The sequence below is a fragment of the Roseburia sp. AM59-24XD genome, from assembly GCF_003478445.1.
GTDB lineage: Bacteria > Bacillota > Clostridia > Lachnospirales > Lachnospiraceae > Jutongia.
The window spans coordinates 81,167-107,527 of record NZ_QUET01000009.1 but is presented as its reverse complement, the minus strand read 5'-3'; the positions used below and the strand labels follow the sequence as shown (position 1 = coordinate 107,527).

The following is a 26,361-nucleotide window of genomic DNA, read 5'->3' as shown; positions in this document are numbered from 1 at the left end:
GGTTCAGGCATTGAGGGCCACATGGTTCAGATCGAGGCAGACATATCCGATGGACTGCCTGTTTTTTCTTTGGTTGGAGACCTTTCTTCGGAGACCAAGGAGGCGAAGGAGCGTGTTCGCGTTGCACTACAGAATACGGCTTTCGTTTTCCTCCACGGAGAGTTACGGTCAATCTTTCGCCTGCGGACATCCGGAAGGATGGAACCGGGTATGATCTTGCCATTGCCGTGGCGGTGTTATCGGCATACGGCTATATTTCCAAATCAGATTTCAGTAATATATTGCTGATCGGGGAGCTGAGCCTGGAGGGTGAAGTGCGCCCGGTGAGCGGAGTTTTGCCAATGGTGTACGGTGCACTTTCACAGGGGATAAGCTATTGCATTCTGTCCTCCGAGAATCAGGAGGAAGCTTCGGTAGTGTCGGAAATGAATGTGATCGGTGTGAAGAAGCTTCGAGAGGTGATCGATCTGCTTGAGGAGGATATGCTAGACAATCATGTTTACCGGGGACAACACAATGGAGAGTCTGTCTGGGAGACAGGGGCGGATTTTAAGGAGGTGCTTGGTCAGGAGACAGCGCGCAGGGCTGCAGAGGTCGCAGCAGCCGGCATGCATAATCTGCTGTTGATCGGTCCGCCGGGCTCCGGTAAGTCAATGATCGCAGGCAGGATGAGCGGTATATTGCCGACGATGACCTTTGAGGAACAGATGGAGATTTCACAGATATACAGCGTGGCGGGACTTCTTTCTGGTGAGACGCCACTGGTGCGCAGACGCCCGTTTCGGTCACCGCATCACACGGCAACCCAGCGGGCACTGATCGGGGGAGGTACTTATCCGAGACCCGGTGAGATCAGTCTTGCCTCGGGAGGTGTCTTGTTTCTGGATGAACTGCCGGAATTTGAACGCAACACGCTGGAGGTGTTAAGACAGCCCCTGGAGGACGGCTGGGTCAATGTGTCAAGGCTTCGAGGAAGCTGTCGTTATCCGGCGCACACACTGTTGATGGCAGCAATGAATCCGTGCCGGTGCGGTTGGTATCCGGATCGCAGTAAATGCAGTTGCACCCCGGGACAGGTCAGAAGATATCTCGGAAGGATCAGCAGACCGCTGTTGGACCGCATTGATATCTGCACGGAGACAATGCCGTTAGAATACCGCCATCTGGAGTGGAAAGAAGGAGACAGGCGGTGTGAGCCGGAGTCTTCTGATATCATCCGCCGTCGTGTGGAACAGGCACAGAAGCTGCAGTTTGCCAGATACCGAAATGAAAGCTTTTGCCATAACAGTGATCTGACGCCGCACAAGATCAGAGAGTATTGTGTGATGTCGGCGCAGGCTGCAGAATATCTCAAAGATATCTTTCAGAAAATGGAATTTAGTGCGAGAGCCTATCATAAGATTTTAAAAGTTGGACGAACCATTGCTGATCTGGCGGGAAGTGAAACGATTGGACAGGAGCATATTGCAGAGGCTGTGTTTTACCGTTCGATTGACCGCAGATACTGGGGAGAGGGGGGAGCATCATGACGAAGGGACTGTACGAGTTCTGGCTCTCATCGATCCCGGGGATCGGCTGCCGCAAGATACAGGCAATACTTTCGGTGTTTGGAGAGCCGGAGGCGGTTTTTCAAGCGGATAGGGAAGCACTGGCGCAGGTTGCCGGACTGCGGTCGAAGGACATTGACCGTCTGATTGTTTCGAGAAACCGCGAGCAGATCAAAAGGCGGTGGGACAGCATTTGCAGCAGGGACATTTTATTTACCTGCGTCACCCATCCGGACTATCCTGCAAAGCTTCACCATATTGCAGATCCACCGTATGCATTATATTATAAAGGAAGTCTTCCGTCAGAGCATGTGCCGTCCGTGGCGGTGGTGGGGGCGAGAAATGCGAGCCACGCCGGGATGGAGACGGCAAAGCAGATCGGAAGAGAGCTTGCGGAAAACGGGATCGCAGTTGTCAGCGGGTTGGCAAGGGGAGTTGATATTGCAGCACAAAGAGGTGTTCTTACGGTGGCAGGCGGAAGAACCTATGGTGTGCTGGGCTGTGGTATTGACCGGTGCTATCCGGATAACCATATCGAGAGTTATATGCTGATGCAGGAGAACGGAGGTGTGATCTCGGAATTTAGTCCGGGGATGCCGCCGTATCCCGGTAACTTTCCAATGAGAAACCGGATCATCAGCGGATTATCCGACGGAATCCTTGTGATCGAGGCGGGACAAAAGAGCGGATCACTGATTACTGCGGAGCTTGGACTGGAGCAGGGAAAGGACGTGTTTGTCGTACCCGGAGGCATTTATGACCCATGCTACAAGGGGAGTAACAGCCTGATCAAAAACGGAGCATTTCTTGTCACACAGACGAGGGATATTCTTGACGGATTAGGTATTTTTCTGGACGAGGATGCGTCCGTCCGAAAGAAAAAATGTGAGGTAATGCTTGAAACGTCTGAAAAAATAGTGTATTCTTATTTAGGTTTAGAGCCGATTCATATATCGGAGCTGGTCCGGATGTCGGGTTTGCCTGTGCAGCGGATCATGCAGCTTGTGCTTTCTCTCGAAATGAAGGGAGTCATCAAGCAGATTGGAAACCAGTATTATGCAATAGTATTGTAGACACCTATGCCTGCAATTTGAAAGGATGGTATGTAGGAAATGGCCAAAAATCTTGTTATCGTTGAGTCACCATCAAAGGCGACGACAATTAAAAAATTTCTGGGAAGTTCATACGAAGTCGTTGCGTCCAATGGACATGTCAGGGATCTGCCTAAAAGTCAGCTTGGAATTGATGTAGACAATGATTTTGAGCCGAAGTATATTACCATCCGTGGAAAAGGAGAATTGCTGGCGAAGCTTCGTAAAGAAGTAAAAAAGGCAGATAAAATATATCTCGCAACTGACCCGGACCGTGAGGGAGAGGCGATTTCGTGGCATCTGATGACCGCACTGAAGCTGGAAAACAAAAATACAAGCCGTATCACATTTAATGAGATTACCAAGAATGCCGTTAAGCAGGCAATCAAGCAGGCGAGACCAATCGATACCAATCTGGTCGATGCACAGCAGGCAAGACGAGTGCTTGACCGTCTTGTGGGTTATAAGATCAGCCCGGTTCTGTGGGCGAAGGTGAAGCGCGGCTTAAGTGCCGGTCGTGTGCAGTCCGTGGCACTGCGGATCATTTCCGACAGAGATGCCGAGATCAATGCATTTATTTCCAAGGAATACTGGACGTTAAATGCAGATTTTATATGGATGGCGAGAAGAAGCCGCTCAATGCGGAGTTTTACGGAACACATTCCAAGAAAATGACGATCGAAACCGGGAACGAGATGGATGAGATCATCGCTTCTCTGCAAAAGTCAAGCTTCCATGTGGAGGATGTCAAGAAATCGCAGCGTACCAAGAAGTCTCCACTGCCGTTTACAACGAGTACACTGCAGCAGGAGGCGGCTAAGACACTCAACTTCTCAACACAGAAGACGATGCGTCTGGCACAGGGACTTTATGAAGGTGTTGCTGTGAAGGGCAGAGGCACCATCGGTCTGATCACATACCTCGTACCGATTCCACACGTATCAGTGAGGAAGCAAAGGCAGCAGCGAAGGATTATATTACTGAGAATTACGGGGCGGAATATTTAGCAGGTGATCCGGCACAGAAGAAGTCCGGACAGAAGATTCAGGATGCGCATGAGGCAATCCGTCCTTCCTATATTGACCTGACACCGGCTCAGGTGAAGGAATCCTTAAACAGAGACCAGTTTCGTCTGTATCAGCTGATCTGGAAGCGTTTTATTGCGAGTCAGATGGCAGCGGCAAAGTATGAGACGACCTCTGTAAAGATTGACTCCGATAAATATCGTTTTACGGCTTCCTCCTCCAAAGTGGTATTCCAGGGCTATCTGAATGTTTACCAGACCGATGAGGATAAGGTTGACAAGAAGACACTCTCCAAGAATATTGTGAAGGGTGCAGCCATGAAAGTGGACAATCTGGAGAAGAAGCAGCATTTTACACAGCCACCGGCACATTTTACTGAGGCATCCCTTGTAAAGACGCTGGAGGAGCTTGGTATTGGACGTCCAAGCACCTATGCACCAACGATCTCCACGATCATCAACCGTCATTATGTGGCGAAGGAGCAGAAGCAGCTGTATGTGACAGAGCTTGGCGAGGTGGTCAACAGCATCATGAAGAAGTCATTCCCGAGTATTGTGGATGTTAACTTTACGGCAGCATGGAGGGACTGTTGGACTGTGTTGAGGATGGCACCGTAAAATGGAAAACCGTTATCGAAAACTTCTATCCGGATCTGAAAGAGGCAGTGGAGATTGCCCAGAAGGAACTTGAGGAGATTACGATCGAGGACGAGGTGACCGATGTGATCTGTGAGGAATGCGGCAGAAATCTTGTTGTTAAGTACGGACCACACGGGAAGTTCCTTGCCTGCCCGGGATTCCCTGAGTGCCGCAATACGAAGCCGTTCTTTGAGAAGATCGGTGTGGACTGTCCGAAGTGCGGCGGTGATCTTGTGATGAAGATGAGCCGTAAGGGCAGAAGATATTTTGGCTGCATGAATTTCCCAGAGTGCGATTTTATGACATGGCAGAAGCCGTCTGTAAAGAAGTGTCCGAGGTGCGGTGGTCTTATGTTAGAGAAGGGAAGCAAGCTTGTCTGTATGGATGAAAAGTGCGGATATGTTGAGACGAAGCCGAAGGAAGACTAAGTTTTTATGCAGGGGTGCATATTACAGATACGTTTATGGTTAAGCATTTGCAGGCTTGCCAATGGAGAAGGAACAGGGATTTACTATGAGTTTGGAATTATTGGATAAAACGCGGAAAATATACCGTCTGTTAAACCGTCAGGAGTCGGATAAGGTAGATTTTAACGATTTCTGTCGTATGCTTTCTCAGGAGATGGAGGTCAATGTGCTTTTGCTCAGCCGTAAGGGGAAGGTGCTTGGAATGCGCCTTCGCAAGGAGATCCCCGTGATCCCGCAGATGAGCGGAGTTGCTTATGGAAGCTATTTTGAACGGCAGATCCATGAACGGATGTTAAATATTCTCTCCACGAAGGAGAATGTCAATCTGATGACATTAGGTTTTTCATTTGAGGGCGTACAGGATTATCAGGCAATGGTGGCTCCGGTCAACATGGCAGGAAAGCGTCTGGGAACGCTTTTTGTGTATCGTCAGGCAGGAGCCTTTTCGATTGATGATATTATCCTGATGGAGTATGGGATGACCGTGATCGGACTTGCTATGCAGCGGGCAGAAAGCGAAGAACTCTCGGAGGAGCAACACAAAGAGAATGATGTCCGGGCAGCGATACGGACGCTTTCCAGACTTGAGGCAAAGGCGATGCTGTATGTGCTCGATGAGCTGGAAGAGAATGATTCCGACATGCTTGTGACAAGCCGTCTTGCCGATCAGGTTGGGATAACGAGATCGGTGATCGTAAACGGACTTAGAAAGTGTGAGAGTGCGGGAATTATCAGTACAAAATCTGGCGGCATGAAGGGGACGAGCATTCATTTGCTGAATGAACGATTTACACCGGAGATGATCCGGAGTTGTATGGAAGAGCAAAATCTGTAAATAGGTCTTGTATTTTTTATGAATTACTTTATAATTATATGTAGTGTAATTGGGTTTATAATAACGGCATATATTGTTGTTTTTATACTTTTCACATATAGCGAGGAGGTTTTCGATGATTTCATCAGGTGCATTTAACTATATCAATATATTGGAGAAGACCGCAGATGCAAGCTGGCTGCGGCATTCTGTTATCTCCAACAATATTGCTAATGCGGACACGCCGACCTATAAGAGAAAGGATGTGACGTTCCAGAGTTATCTGGAGGAGCAGTTGACCGGCGGAGAGTCTCTGGATGATGCAGTGGCAGACGCGGAGCTTGATCTGCTCAACGGCAGTATATATACGGATTACAGCACGGTAAGCTATCGTCTGGATGGAAACAATGTAGATATTGACACGGAGAATTCTTATCTGGCACAGAATCAGATCAAGTATTATACGGTGCTCGATTCGGTTTCGCAGGAGTTTTCGAGACTGCGCAGTGTCTGCAAGAACGGAAGCGGTAACTGATACATAGAGCAGACCGGATGATACGAATGGAAAGGATTATAGAATATGGGTGTATTTTCATCATTTGATATCAGTGCCAGTGGCATGACGGCGCAGAGGACACGTCTTGATGTGATATCACAGAATATCGCAAACGTTAATTCTACCCGCGATGCAGATGGCAATATTTATAAGCGCAAAACAGTCGTATTTCAGGAAAAGGCATACTATTCATTTGACGATGCCCTGACCAATGCGGCAGGAATGTATGGAAAGGTTGGCAATGGCGTTAAGATCAGCCGTATCACGGAGGATACGGATACCGAAGGAAGGATGGTATATGATCCATCCAATCCGGACGCGGATGAGAATGGATACGTGACCTATCCGAATGTCAACACGGTGACAGAGATGACAAACATGATCGATGCCAGCCGTTCCTATGAAGCCAATGTTACTGCTTTTAATGCTGCCAAGAATATGGCATTGAAGGCGTTAGAGATTGGCAAATAATATTTGCATAAGAATGGAGAGTATATATGGAATTATCAGCACTATCAAATGTGGATCTGATCAATGCATTTAAAGTGCCGGAGCTCTCGTCTTCCCTGGATGATACTTCGACAGGAAGCGTAAAGAGAAACGGTGCTTTTGAGGCGGTATTTAATTCGGCAGCCAACATGATCAGTGATGCAAACGACTACAGCAATGCGGCAGAGGTCGAGGAAATGAAATACTCCATGGGCGAGACAGAGAGCATCCATGACCTTCAGATCGCGCAGCAGAAAGCCAATATTTCGTTGCAGTATGTTGTTGCTGTGAGAGACTCCTTCATGTCGGGGTACAGAGAGCTGATGAATCTGCAGTTCTAACGTGCAGCTGTATGATGCACCGCAGGGCAGGGTAAGATTATCAGGTTCGGGAGACAGACAAAGATTAGGAGAGTAGTATTATGAAGGAAAGAGTACAGGAAATTCCGGCAAAGCTTGTGGAATTTTGGAATAGATATTCGAGCAGACAGAAAACGATCATCATTGCAGTGATCTGTGTGGTTCTTGTTCTGATCGGTGTGATGACGTATCTGATATCAAGACCGACCTGGAGCAGATTTCAGCAGTTTGGCAATCTGGAGGATGCCTCCAGCATGGTGAAGGCATTGGACGATGAGGGTATTGCAAACAAGAGTTCGAAGGATGGTCTGACGCTTTATGTTCATGATGAGGATATGACAAAGGCGTTTTACTGCATGAGTGATAATAATCTCACAGACAAGGGATATACCTGGGATAAGGCGTTTGATAACAGTATCTCGACCACGGAGAGTGAGAAGAGCCAGAAGAGAGTTCTGGCATTACAGAGCGAGCTGAAGGCGAGTATGGTTCAGTACTCGTTTATTGATGATGCCAAGGTGTTTATTGATGTTCCGGAAAGCTCCTACAGCATTCTGGACGAGGAAAATGTCACATCAGTGACTGCAATGGTTCAGGTTAATGAAAAAAATGAGAAGCAGCTTACTTCGGATGTGGCGCAGAATCTAGCTTATTGGCTTGCCAATGCGGTAGGAACGGACGTAGATCATGTGATCATCAATGATTACAACGGCAAGTGCCTTTATAACGGATTTACAAGTGACGGGTTGGGCGGTGATCTGACAGGTGGTTCTACGGAATACTGTGAACGTCTGCGTAATACGATCGCTTCCAATCTGGTCGATCTGCTTGTACGTTGTGGCTATGATGATGTGCAGGTGGGAACACAGGGCATCCAGTTCAATATGGATAAGATCGAACGTCTGACCAAGACCTATAGTGTGGCAGACGGCAGGGATTATGGCTATCCAACCAACTATATTCATTCTAAAAATGAGGGATCTTCCGGTACGGTAAGTGGTATTCCGGGAACCGATTCCAATGATAACGATGAGACGGATTATGTGATCAATGATGGCAACTCCAACAGCTCCTCGCAGGAATATGAGAAGCTGACCGGTCTTCTGACCGATGAGACGATCGAGAATATCAAGCAGGAGAAACCGGCAATTGAGTTAGACAAGTCTTCTCTTGGTATTGTTGTGACACGCTATATTGTGTATGACGAGGCACAGCTTGAGAAGGATGGTACTCTGGACAACATGACCTTTGATGAGTTTATGGCACAGAATAATACCACCAACACCTTTACGGTTCCAAACAGTGAGATCCAGCTGTTGGCAAGTGCGTCCGGTGTGGCTGCAAACTCGATCACGGTTGTCGGATATGAGGTTCCGAAGTTTGTTCAGAAGACATCCAAAGGACACAGTATCTCCGATTATCTGATGATCATACTTGCGGTACTGATCATTGCACTGCTGATCTTTGTGGTTGTCCGCGGAACCGCACCGGTTGCAGTTACGGACGAGGAGCCTGAGCTTTCTGTGGAGCAGCTTCTTGCGACAACCAAAGAGAACCAGTCACTGGAGGATATTGAGTTCAGTGATAAGTCTGAGACAAGAAAGATGATCGAGAAGTTTGTCGATGAAAATCCGGAAGCGGTGGCGCAGCTTTTGCGTAACTGGATCTCAGATGACTGGGAATAATGACAGGAATATTAAAGGAATTGCAGATGCAATTCCTTTATCCGCTATAAACAGCGAAATCATAGATTTCGCACGGAAAGAGGAAAGAACACTGCCTGCCGTATAAGACAGACGGTGATGACAAAAGCTGCCGTCAGGGCAGAGATGGAGGGTGAAATGGCAAAATCAGAGGAAATATCAGGAATCCAGAAAGCAGCGATCCTTTTGATCGCACTGGGACCGGACAAATCATCATCTGTATTTAAGCATTTGAAGGAAGACGAAATAGAACAGATCACACTGGAGATCGCTAATACAAGAAGTGTTTCCCCGGCTGTGAAGGATAAGGTTATGGATGAGTTTTATGAGGTATGTCTGGCACAGCAGTATATCGCTGAGGGTGGTATCGGCTATGCGAAGGATCTTCTGGAGAAGGCACTTGGAGCCGAGAGAGCAAGGGATGTTATCGGCAAGCTGACAGCCTCCCTGCAGGTGCGTCCATTTGAGTTTGTACGCAAAACAGATGCCAGCCAGCTTTTAAACTTTATTCAGGACGAGCATCCGCAGACGATCGCATTGATCCTGTCTTATCTGTCCTCAGCACAGGCATCCGTGATCATTTCGGCATTATCGCCGGATAAGCAGACAGATGTTGCAAAACGTATTGCGCAGATGGATCGTACATCGCCGGATGTGATCAAGGAAGTGGAGAAGGTGCTCGAACAGAAGCTTGCCTCACTGGTTAATCAGGATTACACGATCGTGGGTGGCGTGGATGCCATTGTCGATATTTTGAATACTGTAGACCGCGGAACCGAGAAGCATATTATGGAGAGTATGGAGATCGAGGATCCGGAGCTTGCCGACGAGATCCGCAAGAAAATGTTTGTGTTCGAGGATATTCTGTCTCTGGACGACCGTTCCGTACAGCGTGTGCTTCGTGAGGTTGACAATAACGAGCTTGCCGTTGCACTGAAGGGATCAAACGAGGAGGTTCAGAACCTGATCTTTGGCAACCTGTCAAAGCGTCTTGCTACAATGATCAAGGAAGACATGGAGTTTATGGGACCTGTTCGTATGAAGGATGTTGAGGAGGCTCAGCAGAAGATTGTAAATATTATCCGAAAGCTGGAGATTCCGGGGAGATCATCATTTCCAGAGGTGGAGGTGACGAGATCGTTGTCTAATTTGATTAAATCTGTTTATTTTCAGATGGATCAGGACGATACACGTGTGATCAACTCCGATGATCATGTCGTACAGTTTGCACCGGAGCTGTTGCAGCAGGTTGAGGCTTCTTCGGTGAATGATCCGGAAGAAACGGAACCGGTCGGAGAATTTCAGCAGGGAATGAATGTCCTTAATATGGAGGATGTCCGTGAAGAGGAGCGTGCACGTGTTCAGGAGGAGACCTCTCTGGAGATGGAAAGCATGCTGGCGGACGCAAGAGCGCAGGCGGAGGAGATCCTTCAGAATGCGAGAGAGCAGGCAGATGAGATCCGTCAGCAGGCACAGGAGGAAGGTCGTAATGCCGGCTTTGAGCAGGGGCAGGCAGAGGCGCTTAAGCACTTACAGGAGGAAGCACTCAGACAGCAGGAGCAGTTTGAACAACAGCAGCAGAAATTAAAAGAACAGGAAGAGGCACTGGAACCGAAATATGCAGAACTGATGGGGGCTTTGATCGAGAAGATTACCGGTGTACTCTGTGAAGATAAAAAGGACGTGATCGTTTATCTGATCCATCAGGCACTCAATCAGCTTGAGAAAACAAAATCCGTGACACTGCGTGTTTCCAAGCCGGACATGCTGACGGTATCCGCACAGAAGGAGCAGCTTAGATCCTGTGTTTCAGGAGAGGTGGATTTTGATATTACAGAGGATGACAGTCTGCAGGAGAACCAGTGCATTATTGAGACGGATCAGAGGATCATCGACTGCAGTCTGGATGTGCAGCTCCAGAATCTGAAGGATCAGATCCGTATGCTGACGATCATGTAGAGGAAAGCGACTGGAGGAATAAGGATGGTTGATATTGATTTATCCAAATATAATATTTTATTGAACCAGTCCTACGAAAAGAAACTTGGAAAAGTGGCAAAGGTTGTGGGGCTGACCGTAGAGTCTATCGGACCATCGGCAAAGCTTAACGATCTTTGCCATATTATTACAAAGGATCATAATCAGGTGATCAATGCAGAGGTAGTTGGCTTTCGTGACGACAGGGTGCTTCTGATGCCCTATGACCAGACGACAGGTGTTGGTCTGGGAAGCCGTGTGGAGAATACCGGAGCGCCGCTAAAGGTTATGGTAGGAGATGAACTTTTAGGGAAGGTTCTTGACGGTCTGGGAAATCCGATCGACGGATCCGGACTTAACTGTACCTGTGGTTATTCCGTACAGGCAGAGCCGCCGGATCCCCTGACCAGAGAGTTGATCGATACAGTGCTTCCGCTTGGTGTGAAGGCTGTCGATGGTCTGATTACGGTTGGAAAGGGACAGCGTATCGGTATCTTTGCGGGAAGTGGTGTCGGTAAGAGTACCCTGATGGGTATGTTTGCACGTAACACCAAGGCAGACATCAACGTGATCGCCCTGATCGGCGAGCGAGGCCGTGAGGTGCGGGAGTTCATTGAAAGAGATCTTGGACCGGAGGGCATGAAACGGTCAGTGGTGATCGTGGCAACCTCCGACAAACCGGCATTGATCCGTAAGAAGGCTGCCATGACGGCAACAGCCGTGGCAGAATATTTCCGGGATCAGGGCAGAGATGTGCTTTTGATGATGGATTCGCTGACACGATTTTCGATGGCACAAAGAGAGATTGGACTGGCATCCGGCGAACCGCCGGTGTCAAGAGGGTATCCACCGAGTGTTTACGGTGAGATGCCGCAGCTTTTAGAGAGAGCCGGGCGTTCGGATAAGGGGTCGATCACAGGACTTTACACTGTGCTTGTTGACGGGGACGATTTCAACGAACCGATCGCCGATACAGCGAGAAGTATTCTGGACGGTCATATTGTTCTTGACCGCAAGATCGCACAGAAGAACCATTATCCGGCGATCGATGTGCTGCAGAGTATTTCCCGTGTTATGAGCAGTATCGTGGATAGCAAGCACAAAAAGGCATCCGGCCAGCTCAAAAATGTCCTGGCGACCTACTCTGAGGCGGAGGATCTTGTCAACATCGGAGCCTATAAGGCAGGCTCAAATCCGTCGATCGACTATGCATTATCTAAGATTGATGCGGTAAATGAATTTTTGCAGCAGGATGTATATGAGAAGATCAGCTTTGAGGAGAGCATCAGACGGCTGGAAGAACTGTTTCCGGAGGAAGGATGATAATACATGGCGCGTTTTGTATTTTCTATGGAAAGCATTCTGCAGATCAAGTGTAAGTTGGAGGATCAGGCGAGGGCGGAATATGCTGTGCAGATGGCAAGACTGCATCAGGAACAGCAGAAGCTGGATGATCTGATCCGGTATAAGGAACAGAAGCAGACACAGCTTAAGGAACAGGTGAGCGCAGTGCTTGAACTGCTGCGGATACGTCAACTGGAGGATGCAGTAGAGAATATCAAATATAATATTAATCTTCAGAAAATTGCCGTGATCAATCAGCAGAGGCAGGTGGATCAGGCAAGAGAAAAACTGAATGAAGCGATGAAGGAACGCAAAACCTACGAGAAACTTAAAGAAAACGCATTTGAAGAGTTCAAAAAGGAACAGAATGCGGAAGAACAGAAAGAAATCAACGAACTGGTCAGCTTCCGGTTTGGCAGGAAAGCGGACAGAGAGGGGTAAGTATAATGGCAAAAAATGACGATAATATGTTAGAAAGAGAAAAAGGCGGGAGCAGAGTTGTTACTGTTCTGATCGCTCTTGCGATCGTTGCCATATGGCTGATCATTTTTGCATGCCTGATTAAGTTTGATGTCGGCGGCATCGGAAGCAAGGTGTTATATCCGGCATTGAAGGATGTGCCGGTTGTAAACCGCATTTTGCCGACACCATCCGAGGAGGAGCAGGCACGGCAAGGCAACTATGAGTATAATACATTAAAGTCTGCCAATGCCCGGATCAAGGAGCTGGAAAGCCAGCTTGCTTCTGAAAACGGAACAACAAATGCCAATGCAGATTACATAGCAGATCTGGAAGCACAGGTTAAGAAGCTCCAGAAATATAAGGATTCCGAAGACTCCTTTAATAAGCGGGTACAGGAATTTGACGAAAAGGTTGTTTTTAACGACAAGGCACCGGATATCTCTGAATATCAGCAGTATTATGAGCAGATCCAGCCTGATAATGCCGAGAAGATATATCGTCAGGTGATCAAGAAGCAGCAGTATACCAAGAAAGCAGAAACGCTTGGAACCTATTATGCCAATATGGATGCGGCAGCGGCAGCTGTCCGTTTGTCAGAAATGTCAGAGGATCTGGATCTTGTGTGTGATATTCTGCAGAACATGCAGGAGAAGAAAGCTGCAGCAATTTTAGAGCAGATGGACAGTGCGTATGCCGCACAGATCACCAAAAAGATTTCGGCAGTGAATTAGTTGTCCTCGGAGTAATCCGTTGACATAGATAAAGACACGACAGAAAGGAGGTGAAAGAATGCAGAGCGTAAATGCAATCATGCCGGATAACGGGATGACAGCAGCAAAAGTCCGGACAGCAGAGCCTTCTAAGAAGATTACGGAAAGTTTTGGATCATTTATGGCCGGGACGCAGGGGGACGACAGTTTTAAAAGTACAGCTTCTGTGATGGATAATATCGGCAGAACCTCAGGTGTCAGACAGAACCGGAAAGCAGTCCGCAGTGACGATGCGTTTACCACTTCTGATACAACGAGCCAGAATGTTCAAAATGCCGGACAAAGCACAGTTGCAGATCAGAATAAGACATTTTCCGCACAGGATTTTGCCAAGGTTCAAAAGGAGATTGAAAGTGTCGTAAAAGATGTGATGAACATGGATGAGGATACATTCACACAGACGATGGCAGCGATGGGAATTACAGCCATACAGCTTTTACAGCCGGAGGTGCTGCAGCAGTTTGTTGTACTTGCCGGAGGAGGTACGGATATGACAGAGCTGCTTACCAGTGAAACGCTTATGGATCAGTTTACACAGCTCACAGATGCACTATCAGATATTGACTGGAACACTCTGATCGGTCTTGATACTGCGGATGCAGCATCGGATCTGTCTGTGGACGAATTGTTACAGCAGATCATGGATCAGCTTACGGCACAGTCGGATGCGGTGGAAGAATCTGAAATTTCGGATTCTTTGCTGGCGCAGGGGCAGACGTCGGAAGAGGTCGTGCTGACAAATGCTTTACAGGGCGGATTGGCAGAAGATGTACAGGATACACGAACTTTCCCGAAGCAGTTCAATGAGACTGTGTCTCAGGCAGACGAAACGGATTCTGTGATTTCAGATGCTGCGAAGACGGCACAAGAGTTTTCTGCCGGAACGATGGATGCAATGTCAGAGTCCGGTTCACAGGGAGCTTCGGCAGACGAAAGTATGTGGAATCAACAGACAGCAGCGCAGACGTCATATCGTGAGGATAGTGCACCGGCAATTTCACAACAGGAAGGCACTATGCTGAACTTTGTGAAGAATATGGTACAGGCAGCCAATCAGGCAGAGCAGATTTCAGAACCGGTGAATATGCAGCAGATGATCGATATCGTCAATCAGGTGGTAGAGAAACTTCAATCCTCTATGCAGGATGGTCAGACGACATTGGAGATGCAGCTGAATCCGGAACGTCTTGGCAAAATGCTTGTCAGTGTTACCAGTCGTGAGGGTGTGATGACGGCGAACTTTACCGTACAGAACGAAGAGGCAAGAGCCGCACTGGAGAGTCAGATCATTTCCCTTAGAGAGAATCTGGAGCAGAGGAATCTTAAAGTGGATGCCGTAGAGGTATCCGTATCGGATTTCACATTTTCACAAAGTGGTCAGGCAGATACCGGTGATCAGAAGGAGTTCAATCAGGGCAATGGCAAGAGAGCCCGCTTTGATTTTGAGGCGGAAGACGAAGAAACGGCAGATACCGTGGAAGAGCCGCTTTCCGGAAGAACTTCGGTAGGGAGTGGTTCCACTGTAGATTTTACAGCATAATGCAGTTTGCAGGAAAGGAGGAAATATGAGTTTAGTTGCACCGGTCAATAACGGACAGGTAAACATTTCGGAAACCTCACAGGAAACCGAGAAGAAAACCGGCTCCGCACTGGATAAGGATGATTTTCTGATGCTTCTTGTAACACAGATGAAGTACCAGGATCCACTGGAGCCTGAGTCAAATACAGAATATGTGGCACAGCTTGCACAGTTCTCATCTCTGGAACAGATGCAGAACTTAAACAGCACAGCAACCAACACGTCAGCGTACACATTGGTTGGCAAGCAGGTACGTATCATTGAGACATCCAATACAGGCGCAGAAAATGAAGTGCAGGGAATGGTTGAGTATGTCAAGATGGAGAACGGAAAGCCGTATGTATCCGTAAACGGTGAGATGTATTCCTATGATGACATTGTTGAAGTTATTGACGAGTCATATCTGATATCACAGTATGTTCCGTCAGTAAAGCAGCAGGAGATCACATATCTGCATCATGATCCACAGAATGTTCAGATTACAGGCATTAATATGGGATCAAACGGATATGAGGCAACCGGCGTTGCGGTGGCTTTGATGGCAGAAGATGGCACAACCACCAAGATCAACTCGGATAAGATGAGTTACAAGAATGGCGTGCTGACGATCCATAAGAGTGCATTCGCAAATCTTCCGGCTGGCAAGTATGTCGTTGGAATCGGTTTTGATGATCAGAATAAGACAGTAGATTATCAGAGTGTCACACTGACGATCAAGGGAAGTGTGGAAAGCGAAGAGACTGTAAAGAATGAGGGAGCTGCCAAAGGTGAGAAAACCGGTAACAGCGAAGAAAACAAGCAGGCTTAAGGCAAAGGAGTGGATGTGATGCAAAAGCTGAATAAAAATTATTCCTCCATTGATGCGATGGCGGGACAGTTGCTGCAGAGAAAAACAGCCACAGGCAGAGAGAATTCCTCGGGCAGTGAGGTATCCTTTCAGAAGATTTTAGATACGGCAGAACAGAGTCGGGATGCCGGCAGACTGAAGTTTTCCAAGCATGCCAATGAACGGCTTGCAAACCGCAACATCAATTTGTCGGAGACGCAGATGGAGCGATTGGAAAGTGGTACAACAAAGGCACGGGAAAAGGGAATTCGAGAGTCTTTGGTAATGGTTGACAATATGGCGTTTATCGTCAATGTCAAGAATAACACAGTGGTTACAGCACTCGGTGACAGTTCAGATTCTGTATTTACGAACATCGATGGAGCTGTGATCGGATAATGAAAGTGAATGTCAGATGCCGGACCTTTTGGAGGCATGAGATCCTGACTGACAGACGGATCTTTGTGACATTCCTGCAGCGAAAGATACGGGTTTTACCGTGGGAAGCCTGAGAACGCACACCTCGCTCGGGCTTTGGCAGGACAATGTGTGCAGAAAAGAGGGTTTTAATTATGATGAGATCACTTTACTCTGGTGTTGCAGGTTTGAAAATACACCAGACCAAATGGATGTAATTGGTAACAACATTGCCAATGTCAATACCGTTGGATTTAAGTCCAGCAGTGTTAATTTTTCGGATACATTTTATCAGACACTTTCACCGGCAACCGGTCCGAATGCGACGACCAACACAGCCGGAACTAACGCAAAGCAGATCGGTCTTGGTGGTCTGGTAGCATCTATCACAACAAATGTGACAGAGAACGGTGGTACAACAACGACGAACCGTGCACTTGATGTAGCGATCAACGGTGAGTCCTTCCTGGTTGTCAATGTAAACGGTGAGCAGTATTTCACAAAGTCCGGTGCATTGAACGTAGATCCATCCGGTAATCTCTACTGTACGACCAACAACGGTATCGTTCAGGGCTGGATGGCAGATGATGATGGAAATATCATTAAGGATATCGCAACCGATCTGAAGATCATGACAGCAAAGCAGACCTCTGCAGCACCAACAGCAACAACGGCAGAGACGATCCTTGGAAATATTGATCCGAACGACAAGAACCTCACACCGGTTTATGGTGATGACGGAACAACGATTGTGAGCGGTGGTGTTCCAATGACCTTCAGCTTTTATGATAAGCTGGGTGAGCTTTACACGGTTAAGATGATGGTTACCAAGGACGAGGTGGCTGATGATGCGGCAGAAAATTCACTTGTACCGTATACGGTCCGTGTGGCAGATGTATATAACTCTGAGGGCAAATCTATTTTCCTGAAGGAAGAGCCACAGACAGATGGATCCATCAAGTATGTCAACAGTGGCGCAAAAATCACTTTCGGTACCGGTGCAAGCTTTGGTGTTGATGACTCCGTGAATGGAGACGGCATTGAAAACGGTGTGAATACCGAGACAAAGGAGTTTCGTCTGAAATCAACACAAGTGCCTTTGCTTTTCAACAGTAAGGCAGGTACCTTTGCGGCTGTAGACGCTAAGTACACAGTTGGAGCAAATGGTACAGAGGTGACACCAAACCGTACCAACAAGGATTATGCAAAAACATGCATTAACTTCAGTGTCGTTCAGGGCGATGATCCTCAGCATGTCGGCAATGACAGCACATTTCCACAGTACGATGCCGCAAACGATAACGGTGGTATCGAACTTGACTTCTCCTCTCTGACACAGTATTCTAAGGGCGGTACCTGTGAGACAACCTACAAGAGAGGTGGTCAGGATGGCAAAAATGCCGGAAATTATGCCGGAACCATGAGTGGTATTTCTGTTGACGATACCGGTAAGGTGTATGGTAAATACACAAACGGCGAGACAAAATGTCTGGCACAGATCTGTGTGGCAAGCTTTTCCAATCCGTCCGGTCTCGAGGCTGAAGGCGACAGTCTGTTTAAGGCATCCTTAAACTCCGGTCTTTTCGATGGCATCGGGGAGGAAGTGTCAAAGACAGGAAGCTTCACGGTAGGTGCACTTGAGATGTCCAACGTAGATCTTGCTTCTGAGTTTACAAGCATGATCACGACACAGCGTGGTTTCCAGGCAAACTCACGTATTATCACAACCTCAGATACAATGCTTGAGGAACTTGTAAATCTTAAGAGATAGTAAGCAGTAATTTAGCATTGCGGCAGCATTCCGTCAGGCGATGAAACGGCGGCGGATGTGATTCTTTAGAAAGTATTTCCGGTACACAACAGGTGATGCTGTTGATTTTACTGTGGCAATGTGGAATATAGCGGATGATGGGCGGTATGATTTTGTGCGATACCGCTCATTTTCTGTTGTTTTACAGAGTTGCTTTACAGAAGTGAAGACAGAAAGGAGGCTGCAGATATGATTGATGTAACCAAAATGAACGGCGGAAGTATCACGGTAAATGCAGATCTGATCGAGACGGTCGAAGAGACTCCGGACACGATCATTACCCTGACCACCGGAAAAAAAATAATTGTAAAAGAAAGTAGACAAGAAGTAAAAAATCTAGTAAAATCATATAGGAGTGAGTGCAATTCATTACGAATTGACTAATCATACATAAGGTGGTGGAAAAAATGGATATAGCTACAATAGTGGGACTCGTCATCGGTATCGCATGTTGTATTATTGGTATTATTTCATCCGGTGGTGTTACCGCATTTGGTAACTTTGTGGATCCTGCTTCGTTTATCGTTACCTTTGGTGGTGCGTTTGGCTGTATGCTCACACAGGCGAAAAGTATCCCGGAGATGGGAAAGTGTATAAAGACAATCTCTCTGGCATTTAAGGTGCCGAAGGCAGACGAGGTAAATGTCATTGAAAACATTATACGTTTATCCAATATTGCACGTAAGGAAGGTCTTCTGGCACTGGAGGAGGCTGCCAATGATGTAGATGATGAATTCTTAAAAAAGGGCATCATGCTGATCGTTGACGGAACAGATCCGGAGCTTGTTCGAAGTATTATGGAGACAGAGCTTTCTGCAATTGAGGGCAGACATAATGAGAAGATTTCATTCTGGGCAAATCTGGGAAGTATGGGTCCTGCCTGGGGTATGATCGGTACCCTGATGGGACTGGTAAATATGTTGTATAACATGGACGACATGAGTAAGCTTGGTCCGAACATGGGTGTCGCTATCATTACGACATTCTACGGTTCTATTCTGGCAAACTGGCTCTGTGTGCCGGTTTCCTTTAAATTAAAGCAGAATAACGCACTGGAGATCACGATGAAGGAGATTATGGTCGAGGGACTGTTATCTATTCAGGCAGGTGAGAACCCTCGTGTCATTGAAGAGAAGCTGAAATCATTCCTGGCACCTCAGATCCGCAATAATATGGGAGATGGCGACGGAGGAGCCGCTGAAGGTGGTGAGGCATAATGGCAAAGAAAAAACAAGAGGAAGAAATCAAAACAGACCTGTGGAAGGACACGTTCTCGGATCTGATGAATCTGCTTCTGTGCTTTTTCGTGCTTTTGTATTCCATGTCTTCGGTGGATGAGGTTAAGTATTCTGAACTGGTGGCATCCATGTCCAACAGCTTCAGTATATTCAGCGGCGGAGCGCAGTCGATCGGCGAGGGTCAGTTGATCTCAAGCGGAGCGACACAGCTGAATAATCTCGACGAGTATTATTCGGATATGGGAAAGGCTTCGGAGGATACGGATTCAGAAGATCCGATGGCAGAACAGAAGAAAAAGCAGGAAAAGGATACCAGAAAGCTTTACAGCGATGTGGTCGAGAAGACAGAGAATAACCGGATCGAGGATGCGGTCAGCGTAACGATGGATGAGAATTATCAGTATGTTATGATCTCTCTGAGCGGAGGAGTCCTGTTTGATTCGGGAAGTGCGGAGATCCGAAAGGGTGCCAAAACGATTCTCAGCCGTGTGTCATACATATTAAAGAATTATAAGGACCGTCAGATCAAGATCGAGGGTCATACGGATAATGTTCCGATCCACACAAGAGAATTTCCTAGCAACCGCTGGCTTTCCACAGCGAGAGCTACAAAGGTGTTGGAGTATTTTGTGGATGAGAAGGGACTCAGCGAAAAGCATATGGAGGCTTCCGGACGAGGCTATGTTGATCCGGTGGCAGACAACTCCACAGCAGCAGGCAGGGCGAAGAACCGGCGCGTTGAGATCAAGATCTACAGTGATATTGACTAGGAAGCAGTGTCGCTGGATCATTAATAAAAGAGAAAGGTTTGGGAATATCATATTATGAAGAAAAATATATTAAGTGTTATCATCGCAGCATTGACGGTTATCAATGTGATCCTGACAGCGATCATGTTTTTTGTGATGCTTCCGACATTTCAGAAGACCAATAATCTGATCACGCAGGTCGCATCTGTATTAAATCTGGAATTGGATCAGGGTGATTCCGAGGGTTCGCAGGATTATACACTCAAGGATCTGGAGCAGTATTCGGTTGCATTTGAATCCCAGCAGACATTAAATCTTGTTGCCGGTGATGATGGTAAGATGCATTATGCGATGATTGACGGCTACACCTTATATCTCAACAAGAAGGCAAAGGATTATAAGGATGTCAGTGAGACGATCAAAGCCAATGAGAGCAAGTTTACCGATGTGATCCGCAGTGTGATCCAGTCGCATTCTGTTGATAATATTTCGGAGGAGGTTGTCAAGAAGGAGGCACTGGACAAGATTCAGGAACTTTTGGATTCCAAGGCTGTCGTAGAAGTTTCCCTGACGAATCTTGTGTATAATTAGAAGGTTGCTTTTTATACGGAATATGGTATGATTATGAATGAGTTTATACGAAGCAGCTAATTTTGACTGAGCTTTGTACGGAATCGGACAGGGTTCAGGTGTGAGGTGAAGATAATGGGAGATGTCTTATCGCAGGATGAGATTGACAGTTTGCTCAGTGCATTAAATAGTGGTGAGATTAATCCTGATGAGATTGATGATACTCCGAAGGTTACGGTGAAGGATTATGATTTTGCCAGACCTTCCAAGTTTTCGAAGGATCATCTTCGTACACTGGAGATTATATTTGAAAATTACGGCAGACTTCTGTCAACAAATTTGCCGGCATATCTGCGCAAGTCTGTGCAGATCGAGGTCATGAATGCAGAAGCCAATACATATTCTGAGTTTTCGAATGCTTTATCAAATCCGGTACTTCTTGGTGTCGTGGATTTTGCACCGTTGAGTGGAAGTATATTGATTGAACTTGCATCCAATCTTGGTTTTGCAATTGTAGATCGTATGCTTGGAGGCGGTGGCAATCCTCTGGAGAAATCAAGAGAATTTACCGAGATCGAGCTCATCATACTGGAGCGCATCATGGAGGTGTGCACAGGACTTCTTGTTGATCCGTGGCAGAGTGTTACCGAGCTTCAGCCACGACTTGAGCGGATTGAGACCAATTCGCAGTTTGCACAGTTTATTTCGCCAAGTGAGATGACGGCGATCGTGACCATGAACATGAAGATTGGCACGGTAGAAGGATTGATGAATATCTGTATTCCATATTCTTGCGTGGAATCAGTTATTGATAAATTAAATACCAAGTATTGGTATTCTACGATGCGTGAGAAGGATGGGGACAATTATCAGGAAGCGATTGAGGGGATCATCAGTCGTGCCAGGATACCGATTCGTGCTCTGTTGGGAAAGAGTACGATCTCAGTGAATGATTTTATGAATATCCAGATTGGTGATATTGTAAAGCTTGATTCCAGGGTGGATGATGAACTGGATGTGTATGTTGGCAATATCATGAAATTCAGAGCACTGCCGGGTGCCATTTCGGATTCGTATGCGGTTCGGGTGACGTCAGTGGTAAAGGAGGAGCAGTAAATATATGGATGGTATGTTATCACAGGAAGAAATTGATGCGTTGACAGGAGCCGCAAGTACAATGACAGCAGCTCCATCGTCGACAATGACGTTGACAGACGCAGAGCGTGACGCAATTGGTGAGATCGCCAATATTAACATGGGAACCGCAGCAACAACCCTGTCGACCCTGTTAAATAATAAGGTGACAATCACAACGCCAAAGGTTTCTTATGTCACGATCAATGAGATTTCAGCGCAGTATGATAAACCATGTGTTTTTATTCATATTTCGTATATTGACGGGATTTCAGGCAATAATGTTCTGATCCTGAAGGAACATGATGTAAAGGTTATCACAGATCTGATGATGGGAGGCGATGGCTCTAACACAGACGGAGAACTGACAGAGCTTCATCTCAGTGCAATCAGTGAGGCAATGAACCAGATGATGGGTTCTGCCGCAACATCACTTTCCTCCATGTTAGACAAGAAGGTAGATATCAGCCCGCCAACAGCAAGTGTGGTTGATCTCAATGACAGCATTGATGATGTGACAGTATCCAACTTTTTATCAGACGAGCTGGTGCAGGTTTCCTTTGATATGAGGATTGGAGATCTTGTGGACAGTCAGATCATGCAGTTATATCCGTTTGATTTTGCGAGAGATTTGTATCAGAAGTTTGTCGGGGAGGTTGGAATCGGTCAGGAACCGGTACAACCGGAGCCTGTAGTGGCACCGGAGCCTCAGCAGATGCCGGAGCAGACAGCATCAATGCCGGGCATGGGAATGGATATGAATATGGCAGCTCAGCAGCCACAGATGCAGCAGGCAATGCCGCAGCAGCCGTATATGATGCCGACACCGAATGTCAACGTACAGCCGGCGCAGTTCCAGCCGTTCAATGCAGGTGTAAGTCCGCTCATGCAGCAGGAAAATATAGACCTGATCATGGATGTTCCGTTGGAAGTTACCGTCGAGCTTGGACGTTCCAATAAGTCCATTAAGGAGATTCTTGATTTCTCACCGGGAACGATCATTGAGCTGAATAAGCTTGCCGGAGAACCGGTCGATGTTCTTGTCAATGGCAAGTTTGTAGCAAAGGGTGAGGTTGTCGTGATCGAGGAGAACTTCGGTATTCGAATTACCGAGATTTCCAAATAAGATAATATAAACTGGAGGTGTAGATATGATTGTAGTGTTAGTTGGTCAATCTGCACTTGCCAGTTTTTTTAAATTGTGCATGCTTTTGATCGCATTCATTTTGATTCTGGTGGCGTCCTATTATGTGACGAGGTGGTATGCCCAATCGGGCTTTGTCCGCAGACAGAACCACAATATGGAGATTGTCGATACATTGTCGATGGGACCGAACCGCCAGATATGCATTGTACGGATTGGTCAGAAATATATCGCAGTGTCCGTCTGTAAGGATCATATCCGTTTTCTGACAGAAGTTTCCGGGGATGAGATTGAATTTGAACCGAAGACCGAGACGGAGACAAGATCATTTCAGGAGATTTTTAAGGAAATGGCAGGACGCAGATTTACATCAGACGATCACAAGAAAGAGAAATAGAAAAGGGATTAAGAATGAGTCGATTTAAACAATTATTTTTTCGTAAGTCCATATGGAAAGGTTTATTTACGATTGCTGTTTTTATGCTGGTGTTTTTTGTTTCAGCACCGGCATATTCGGTAGCGGCCAAACGTGTTGATCAGACAACGCAGGATGAGATCGCTGGAAGTGCAGATGCGGATGATGATACCTTTGATCTGAATATTTCGTCCAATCTGGGAAGCACCCGTCTGGAATCAACCCTGCAGATATTGATCATGCTGACGATCCTGGCACTGGCGCCTTCAATACTGATCATGGTGACTTCGTTTACCAGAATTATCGTTGTATTTCATTTCCTGCGTACGGCGATCGGTACCCAGACCACACCGCCGAATCAGGTTCTTGTTGGTCTGGCTCTTTTCATGACGATCGCAATCATGACACCGGTATTTACACAGGTATATGATGATGGCGTAAAGCCGTATACACAGGGACAGATGGAAGAGAAGGAGGCCGTGGAGGCAGGACTTAAGCCGCTTCGCAAATTTATGCTGGGACAGACCAGAGATAAGGATTTGAAGCTGTTCATGAAGATCAACGATACTTCGTCGGATGAGATCAAGGATTACGATGATCTCTCGATCACAACGATCATACCGGCATTTATCATCAGCGAGCTTCGGACGGCATTTATTATAGGCTTTGTCATTTATCTGCCGTTTATCGTGATCGATATGGTTGTGGCATCTACTCTGATGTCGATGGGTATGATGATGCTTCCGCCAACGACGATATCTCTGCCGTTCAAGATACTTTTATTTGTGCTGGCAGATGGCTGGAATCTTATTGTGGATCAGCTTGTTCGTTCATTTCAGTAGCCGGTGATGCCGGAATAAGGAGGAGTAACTAATGACTGCAGATGTTGTGATCGATATTGCCAGAGAAGTAGTGTGGGTGATCGTAAAGACCTCCGCACCGATGCTGATCGTTTCCCTGGTGGTTGGCTTGATCATTAGTATATTTCAGACAATTACGTCTATTCAGGAGCAGACGCTGACGTTTGTGCCGAAGTTTATTGCGATCATGGCAGTGATGGTATTAGCGGGCGGCTGGATCTTAAACAGCATGTCTGATCTTTTTGTTCAATTGGTACAGAGCATACCGCAGTATATTAAATAGTTGACGGATGAGAAAGGAGGAGGTGCTGCGTGCAGTTTACGATAGAGTATTTGGAATATATACTTCTGGTCTTTATCCGGATTGCATCTATGATGGTGACGGCGCCTTTTTTTAATTCCGGCAACTTTCCGCGGATGACAAAGATGGGACTTAGCTTTTTCTTCTCACTGGTGGCAGTTAATCTGCTTGATTTTAACGGGCTCACTTATCAGGGGATCGCCGGTTATGCGGCACTGATCCTTCAGGAGGGGATTACCGGAGCGATCATCGGTCTGGCATCGGGATTTTGTCTGTATATTCTGAGCTTTTCCGGTAACATGTTTGATATGGAGATCGGATTTTCGATGGCGATGGAGTTTGATCCGGCAACGAATGTGCAGTCGACGATCACATCCAATTTATTCAGCCAGCTTTTCCTCGCATTATTTGTTGTTTCTGATATGCATTATTTCGTGATCGATGCAATTTATGATTCCTATAAGCTGATCCCGATCGGAGGAGCGAATCTGAAGGGGGATTTTTTGTCTGTTATGACAACGTACATTACGGACTATTTTGTCATAGGCTTTCGGATCATCCTGCCTATTTTTTCCTGCATTCTGATCGTGAACGTGGTGCTTGGAATACTGGCAAAGGTAGCTCCACAGATGAATATGTTTGTGATCGGTATACAGCTAAAGGTTTTTATCGGACTGTTTCTGTTATTCCTTTTGATGGGATATCTGCCGAATATCGTTGATTTCCTGTTCGTAGAGATGCAGAAGATGACAAAACTGTTTGTAGAGCAGCTTGCTTGAGTCGTAGAACGACAGGAATATGTCACAGAAAGGCAGGGATGCTCGTTGCTATTTCGAGAAAAATGAGTTATAGTATAAAATAGTTATGGCTTAAGATAGAAGACATCTTTTGAGAGGATTATTTATGCAGCAGGAAGCATGTGAAAAGCATTATTATCTGTCCTATGATCTGCAGTTGTTTGCGAAGGAAGGACAGGATGGCGAGAAAACAGAAGAACCGACAGCCAAAAAGCTGGAGGATGCCCGCAAGAAGGGACAGGTTATGCGAAGTACCGAGGTGGTTACCGCAGCAACGCTTCTCGCATTTTTCTTTATGCTTAAGATCTTTGTCGGATTTATCGGCAACCGGTTTATGACAAGTTTCCGACAGACAATCGGTTTTATCAGTGATTATACGAGTGAACCGTTTACTCTTAACACCGCCAGAACAATTATCCGTGGATCTTTCTGGAATATTATTGTGGCGGCATTTCCGATCATGATCGTTGGACTTGTTGTGACGATCGTTGCAATTGTCTTTCAGGTTAAATGGAAGGTGACGGCAGAACCGCTGAAGCCGAAGTTTGATAAGTTTAATCCGGTAACAGGCATGAAAAGACTCTTTTCCAAGGATAAGATCATGGATCTTTTCAAATCCATTGCGAAGGTGGTTATCCTTGCTTATGTGGTGTACTCTTATCTGAAGAACCAGTGGCCTTTGATCTACAAGATGTATTCGTATACGCTTCCGCAGGCAATCGCAGTGATCGGAGATACCGTGATCAATGTCGGGATCCGGATCAGTGCACTGTTTGCAGTGATCGCCATGTTTGATCTGTTTTACCAGAAATGGAAGTATCATCAGGATATGATGATGAGCAAGCAGGAGGTTAAAGACGAATATAAAAACTCCGAGGGAGATCCGAAGGTGAAGAGCCAGCAGAAGCAGAGAATGCAGCAGGCATCCCAGCGAAGGATGATGCAGGATCTGCCGAATGCAGATGTGGTCATTACAAACCCGACCCATCTTGCGGTTGCCATCAAGTACGATAAGGATACGAATGAGGCACCGGTCGTTGTGGCAAAAGGGGCTGATTATCTGGCACAGAAGATTAAGGACAGGGCACGGGAAAATGCCATAGAGATTGTAGAAAACAAGCCACTTGCCAGGATGCTGTACCACAATGTGGAGATCGGAGCTGAGATACCGCCGGAGCTGTATCAGATGGTGGCTGAGGTTCTTGCTTATGTATACAGTCTGACAGGACGTGTTAATTAGTGGATTATGATCTGCTCCCCGCAGGGCAGAGCTTTATAT

The 26,361-nt window shown here is 46.7% G+C and carries 25 protein-coding genes and 3 pseudogenes; all 28 read left to right on the top strand.

From position 1 onward, the window contains the following. Window positions 1-21: 21 nt before the first annotated feature. The 28 genes and pseudogenes from DXA20_RS06165 (at window position 22) to flhB (ending at window position 26,322) form a co-directional block, all read left to right on the top strand. A pseudogene (locus DXA20_RS06165) lies at window positions 22-1,529 on the top strand (YifB family Mg chelatase-like AAA ATPase). After that, window positions 1,526-2,620, top strand: a complete 1,095-nt coding sequence (gene dprA / locus DXA20_RS06160) for a DNA-processing protein DprA (RefSeq protein WP_118559682.1) — start codon at window positions 1,526-1,528, stop codon at window positions 2,618-2,620. Before DXA20_RS06165 ends, dprA begins: the two are co-directional and overlap by 4 nt. 39 nt (window positions 2,621-2,659) lie before the next feature. Continuing rightward, window positions 2,660-4,729: pseudogene (topA, locus tag DXA20_RS18345) on the top strand (type I DNA topoisomerase). 85 nt (window positions 4,730-4,814) lie between these two features. Next, window positions 4,815-5,603, top strand: a complete 789-nt coding sequence (locus tag DXA20_RS06150; RefSeq protein WP_118559694.1) for a GTP-sensing pleiotropic transcriptional regulator CodY — start codon at window positions 4,815-4,817, stop codon at window positions 5,601-5,603. Between the two features lie 115 nt (window positions 5,604-5,718). After that, complete coding sequence (gene flgB / locus DXA20_RS06145; RefSeq protein ID WP_022306114.1) at window positions 5,719-6,117, top strand: flagellar basal body rod protein FlgB; 399 nt, start codon at window positions 5,719-5,721, stop codon at window positions 6,115-6,117. A gap of 45 nt (window positions 6,118-6,162) precedes the next feature. After that, entirely contained in the window at window positions 6,163-6,609 is a 447-nt protein-coding gene (flgC, locus tag DXA20_RS06140) for a flagellar basal body rod protein FlgC (protein WP_022306113.1), read from the top strand. 26 nt (window positions 6,610-6,635) lie between these two features. Beyond that, the gene (locus DXA20_RS06135; protein ID WP_118559681.1) at window positions 6,636-6,968 is read left to right on the top strand and encodes a flagellar hook-basal body complex protein FliE; all 333 of its coding nucleotides are present in this window, start codon (window positions 6,636-6,638) and stop codon (window positions 6,966-6,968) included. 80 nt (window positions 6,969-7,048) lie between these two features. Further along, window positions 7,049-8,671, top strand: a complete 1,623-nt coding sequence (locus DXA20_RS06130; protein ID WP_118559680.1) for a hypothetical protein — start codon at window positions 7,049-7,051, stop codon at window positions 8,669-8,671. Between the two features lie 156 nt (window positions 8,672-8,827). Then, window positions 8,828-9,837 (top strand): annotated as a pseudogene (fliG, locus tag DXA20_RS18340) (flagellar motor switch protein FliG). A gap of 25 nt (window positions 9,838-9,862) precedes the next feature. Continuing rightward, window positions 9,863-10,648 (top strand): FliH/SctL family protein, encoded by a 786-nt coding sequence (locus tag DXA20_RS18335; RefSeq protein WP_334294586.1) that lies wholly within the window; start codon window positions 9,863-9,865, stop codon window positions 10,646-10,648. A gap of 24 nt (window positions 10,649-10,672) precedes the next feature. Continuing rightward, window positions 10,673-11,989 (top strand): flagellar protein export ATPase FliI, encoded by a 1,317-nt coding sequence (gene fliI / locus DXA20_RS06115; protein ID WP_118559678.1) that lies wholly within the window; start codon window positions 10,673-10,675, stop codon window positions 11,987-11,989. Window positions 11,990-11,995: 6 nt separating this feature from the next. Beyond that, the gene (fliJ, locus tag DXA20_RS06110) at window positions 11,996-12,451 is read left to right on the top strand and encodes a flagellar export protein FliJ (protein WP_118559677.1); all 456 of its coding nucleotides are present in this window, start codon (window positions 11,996-11,998) and stop codon (window positions 12,449-12,451) included. Window positions 12,452-12,456: 5 nt separating this feature from the next. Further along, on the top strand, window positions 12,457-13,203 hold the full coding sequence (locus DXA20_RS06105; protein WP_118559676.1) for a hypothetical protein: 747 nt from the start codon (window positions 12,457-12,459) through the stop codon (window positions 13,201-13,203). Window positions 13,204-13,261: 58 nt separating this feature from the next. Next, window positions 13,262-14,782, top strand: coding sequence for a flagellar hook-length control protein FliK (locus DXA20_RS06100; protein WP_118559675.1), 1,521 nt, complete (start codon window positions 13,262-13,264; stop codon window positions 14,780-14,782). A gap of 25 nt (window positions 14,783-14,807) precedes the next feature. Then, on the top strand, window positions 14,808-15,629 hold the full coding sequence (locus tag DXA20_RS06095) for a flagellar hook capping FlgD N-terminal domain-containing protein (RefSeq protein WP_118559674.1): 822 nt from the start codon (window positions 14,808-14,810) through the stop codon (window positions 15,627-15,629). A gap of 18 nt (window positions 15,630-15,647) precedes the next feature. Next, window positions 15,648-16,046, top strand: coding sequence for a TIGR02530 family flagellar biosynthesis protein (locus tag DXA20_RS06090; RefSeq protein ID WP_118559673.1), 399 nt, complete (start codon window positions 15,648-15,650; stop codon window positions 16,044-16,046). Between the two features lie 148 nt (window positions 16,047-16,194). Continuing rightward, window positions 16,195-17,835, top strand: coding sequence for a flagellar hook protein FlgE (locus DXA20_RS06085; protein ID WP_147403709.1), 1,641 nt, complete (start codon window positions 16,195-16,197; stop codon window positions 17,833-17,835). 228 nt (window positions 17,836-18,063) lie between these two features. Beyond that, window positions 18,064-18,258 (top strand): flagellar FlbD family protein, encoded by a 195-nt coding sequence (locus tag DXA20_RS06080; protein WP_022306101.1) that lies wholly within the window; start codon window positions 18,064-18,066, stop codon window positions 18,256-18,258. Window positions 18,259-18,281: 23 nt separating this feature from the next. Further along, a complete protein-coding gene (locus DXA20_RS06075; protein ID WP_118559671.1) occupies window positions 18,282-19,091 on the top strand; it encodes a motility protein A in 810 nt (269 codons plus the stop codon). After that, a complete protein-coding gene (locus DXA20_RS06070; protein WP_118559670.1) occupies window positions 19,091-19,882 on the top strand; it encodes an OmpA/MotB family protein in 792 nt (263 codons plus the stop codon). The genes DXA20_RS06075 and DXA20_RS06070 overlap by 1 nt, the downstream gene beginning before the upstream one ends. Window positions 19,883-19,936: 54 nt before the next feature. Next, the gene (locus DXA20_RS06065) at window positions 19,937-20,452 is read left to right on the top strand and encodes a flagellar basal body-associated FliL family protein (protein ID WP_022306098.1); all 516 of its coding nucleotides are present in this window, start codon (window positions 19,937-19,939) and stop codon (window positions 20,450-20,452) included. A 114-nt stretch (window positions 20,453-20,566) separates the two neighbouring features. After that, window positions 20,567-21,547, top strand: coding sequence for a flagellar motor switch protein FliM (gene fliM, locus DXA20_RS06060; RefSeq protein WP_022306097.1), 981 nt, complete (start codon window positions 20,567-20,569; stop codon window positions 21,545-21,547). Window positions 21,548-21,551: 4 nt separating this feature from the next. After that, window positions 21,552-22,691, top strand: coding sequence for a flagellar motor switch phosphatase FliY (gene fliY, locus DXA20_RS06055; protein ID WP_118559669.1), 1,140 nt, complete (start codon window positions 21,552-21,554; stop codon window positions 22,689-22,691). 25 nt (window positions 22,692-22,716) lie between these two features. Beyond that, on the top strand, window positions 22,717-23,106 hold the full coding sequence (locus DXA20_RS06050) for a flagellar biosynthetic protein FliO (RefSeq protein ID WP_022306095.1): 390 nt from the start codon (window positions 22,717-22,719) through the stop codon (window positions 23,104-23,106). Window positions 23,107-23,120: 14 nt separating this feature from the next. Next, on the top strand, window positions 23,121-23,966 hold the full coding sequence (fliP, locus tag DXA20_RS06045) for a flagellar type III secretion system pore protein FliP (RefSeq protein ID WP_118559668.1): 846 nt from the start codon (window positions 23,121-23,123) through the stop codon (window positions 23,964-23,966). Window positions 23,967-23,997: 31 nt separating this feature from the next. After that, window positions 23,998-24,267, top strand: coding sequence for a flagellar biosynthesis protein FliQ (gene fliQ, locus DXA20_RS06040; RefSeq protein WP_022306093.1), 270 nt, complete (start codon window positions 23,998-24,000; stop codon window positions 24,265-24,267). 29 nt (window positions 24,268-24,296) lie between these two features. Next, entirely contained in the window at window positions 24,297-25,064 is a 768-nt protein-coding gene (fliR, locus tag DXA20_RS06035; RefSeq protein ID WP_022306092.1) for a flagellar biosynthetic protein FliR, read from the top strand. A 124-nt stretch (window positions 25,065-25,188) separates the two neighbouring features. Then, window positions 25,189-26,322 carry a flagellar biosynthesis protein FlhB gene (flhB, locus tag DXA20_RS06030; RefSeq protein ID WP_118559667.1) on the top strand — a complete coding sequence of 378 codons (1,134 nt, stop codon included), beginning with the start codon at window positions 25,189-25,191 and terminating at the stop codon, window positions 26,320-26,322. Window positions 26,323-26,361: the final 39 nt, after the last annotated feature.

What these genes read in the sequence shown, in the direction of transcription:
- DXA20_RS06095 (WP_118559674.1), top strand. Translation starts at nt 14,808, where the DNA reads ATGAGTTTAGTTGCACCGGTCAATAACGGACAGGTAAACATTTCGGAA.
- DXA20_RS06150 (WP_118559694.1), top strand. Translation starts at nt 4,815, where the DNA reads ATGAGTTTGGAATTATTGGATAAAACGCGGAAAATATACCGTCTGTTA.
- fliJ (WP_118559677.1), top strand. Translation starts at nt 11,996, where the DNA reads ATGGCGCGTTTTGTATTTTCTATGGAAAGCATTCTGCAGATCAAGTGT.
- DXA20_RS06105 (WP_118559676.1), top strand. Translation starts at nt 12,457, where the DNA reads ATGGCAAAAAATGACGATAATATGTTAGAAAGAGAAAAAGGCGGGAGC.
- fliM (WP_022306097.1), top strand. Translation starts at nt 20,567, where the DNA reads ATGGGAGATGTCTTATCGCAGGATGAGATTGACAGTTTGCTCAGTGCA.
- flgC (WP_022306113.1), top strand. Translation starts at nt 6,163, where the DNA reads ATGGGTGTATTTTCATCATTTGATATCAGTGCCAGTGGCATGACGGCG.
- DXA20_RS06130 (WP_118559680.1), top strand. Translation starts at nt 7,049, where the DNA reads ATGAAGGAAAGAGTACAGGAAATTCCGGCAAAGCTTGTGGAATTTTGG.
- DXA20_RS06075 (WP_118559671.1), top strand. Translation starts at nt 18,282, where the DNA reads ATGGATATAGCTACAATAGTGGGACTCGTCATCGGTATCGCATGTTGT.
- fliP (WP_118559668.1), top strand. Translation starts at nt 23,121, where the DNA reads ATGAGTCGATTTAAACAATTATTTTTTCGTAAGTCCATATGGAAAGGT.
- DXA20_RS06070 (WP_118559670.1), top strand. Translation starts at nt 19,091, where the DNA reads ATGGCAAAGAAAAAACAAGAGGAAGAAATCAAAACAGACCTGTGGAAG.
- DXA20_RS06050 (WP_022306095.1), top strand. Translation starts at nt 22,717, where the DNA reads ATGATTGTAGTGTTAGTTGGTCAATCTGCACTTGCCAGTTTTTTTAAA.
- DXA20_RS06065 (WP_022306098.1), top strand. Translation starts at nt 19,937, where the DNA reads ATGAAGAAAAATATATTAAGTGTTATCATCGCAGCATTGACGGTTATC.
- flhB (WP_118559667.1), top strand. Translation starts at nt 25,189, where the DNA reads ATGCAGCAGGAAGCATGTGAAAAGCATTATTATCTGTCCTATGATCTG.
- DXA20_RS06100 (WP_118559675.1), top strand. Translation starts at nt 13,262, where the DNA reads ATGCAGAGCGTAAATGCAATCATGCCGGATAACGGGATGACAGCAGCA.
- fliY (WP_118559669.1), top strand. Translation starts at nt 21,552, where the DNA reads ATGGATGGTATGTTATCACAGGAAGAAATTGATGCGTTGACAGGAGCC.
- flgB (WP_022306114.1), top strand. Translation starts at nt 5,719, where the DNA reads ATGATTTCATCAGGTGCATTTAACTATATCAATATATTGGAGAAGACC.
- DXA20_RS06080 (WP_022306101.1), top strand. Translation starts at nt 18,064, where the DNA reads ATGATTGATGTAACCAAAATGAACGGCGGAAGTATCACGGTAAATGCA.
- DXA20_RS06090 (WP_118559673.1), top strand. Translation starts at nt 15,648, where the DNA reads ATGCAAAAGCTGAATAAAAATTATTCCTCCATTGATGCGATGGCGGGA.
- DXA20_RS18335 (WP_334294586.1), top strand. Translation starts at nt 9,863, where the DNA reads ATGGATCAGGACGATACACGTGTGATCAACTCCGATGATCATGTCGTA.
- fliQ (WP_022306093.1), top strand. Translation starts at nt 23,998, where the DNA reads ATGACTGCAGATGTTGTGATCGATATTGCCAGAGAAGTAGTGTGGGTG.
- DXA20_RS06135 (WP_118559681.1), top strand. Translation starts at nt 6,636, where the DNA reads ATGGAATTATCAGCACTATCAAATGTGGATCTGATCAATGCATTTAAA.
- dprA (WP_118559682.1), top strand. Translation starts at nt 1,526, where the DNA reads ATGACGAAGGGACTGTACGAGTTCTGGCTCTCATCGATCCCGGGGATC.
- fliI (WP_118559678.1), top strand. Translation starts at nt 10,673, where the DNA reads ATGGTTGATATTGATTTATCCAAATATAATATTTTATTGAACCAGTCC.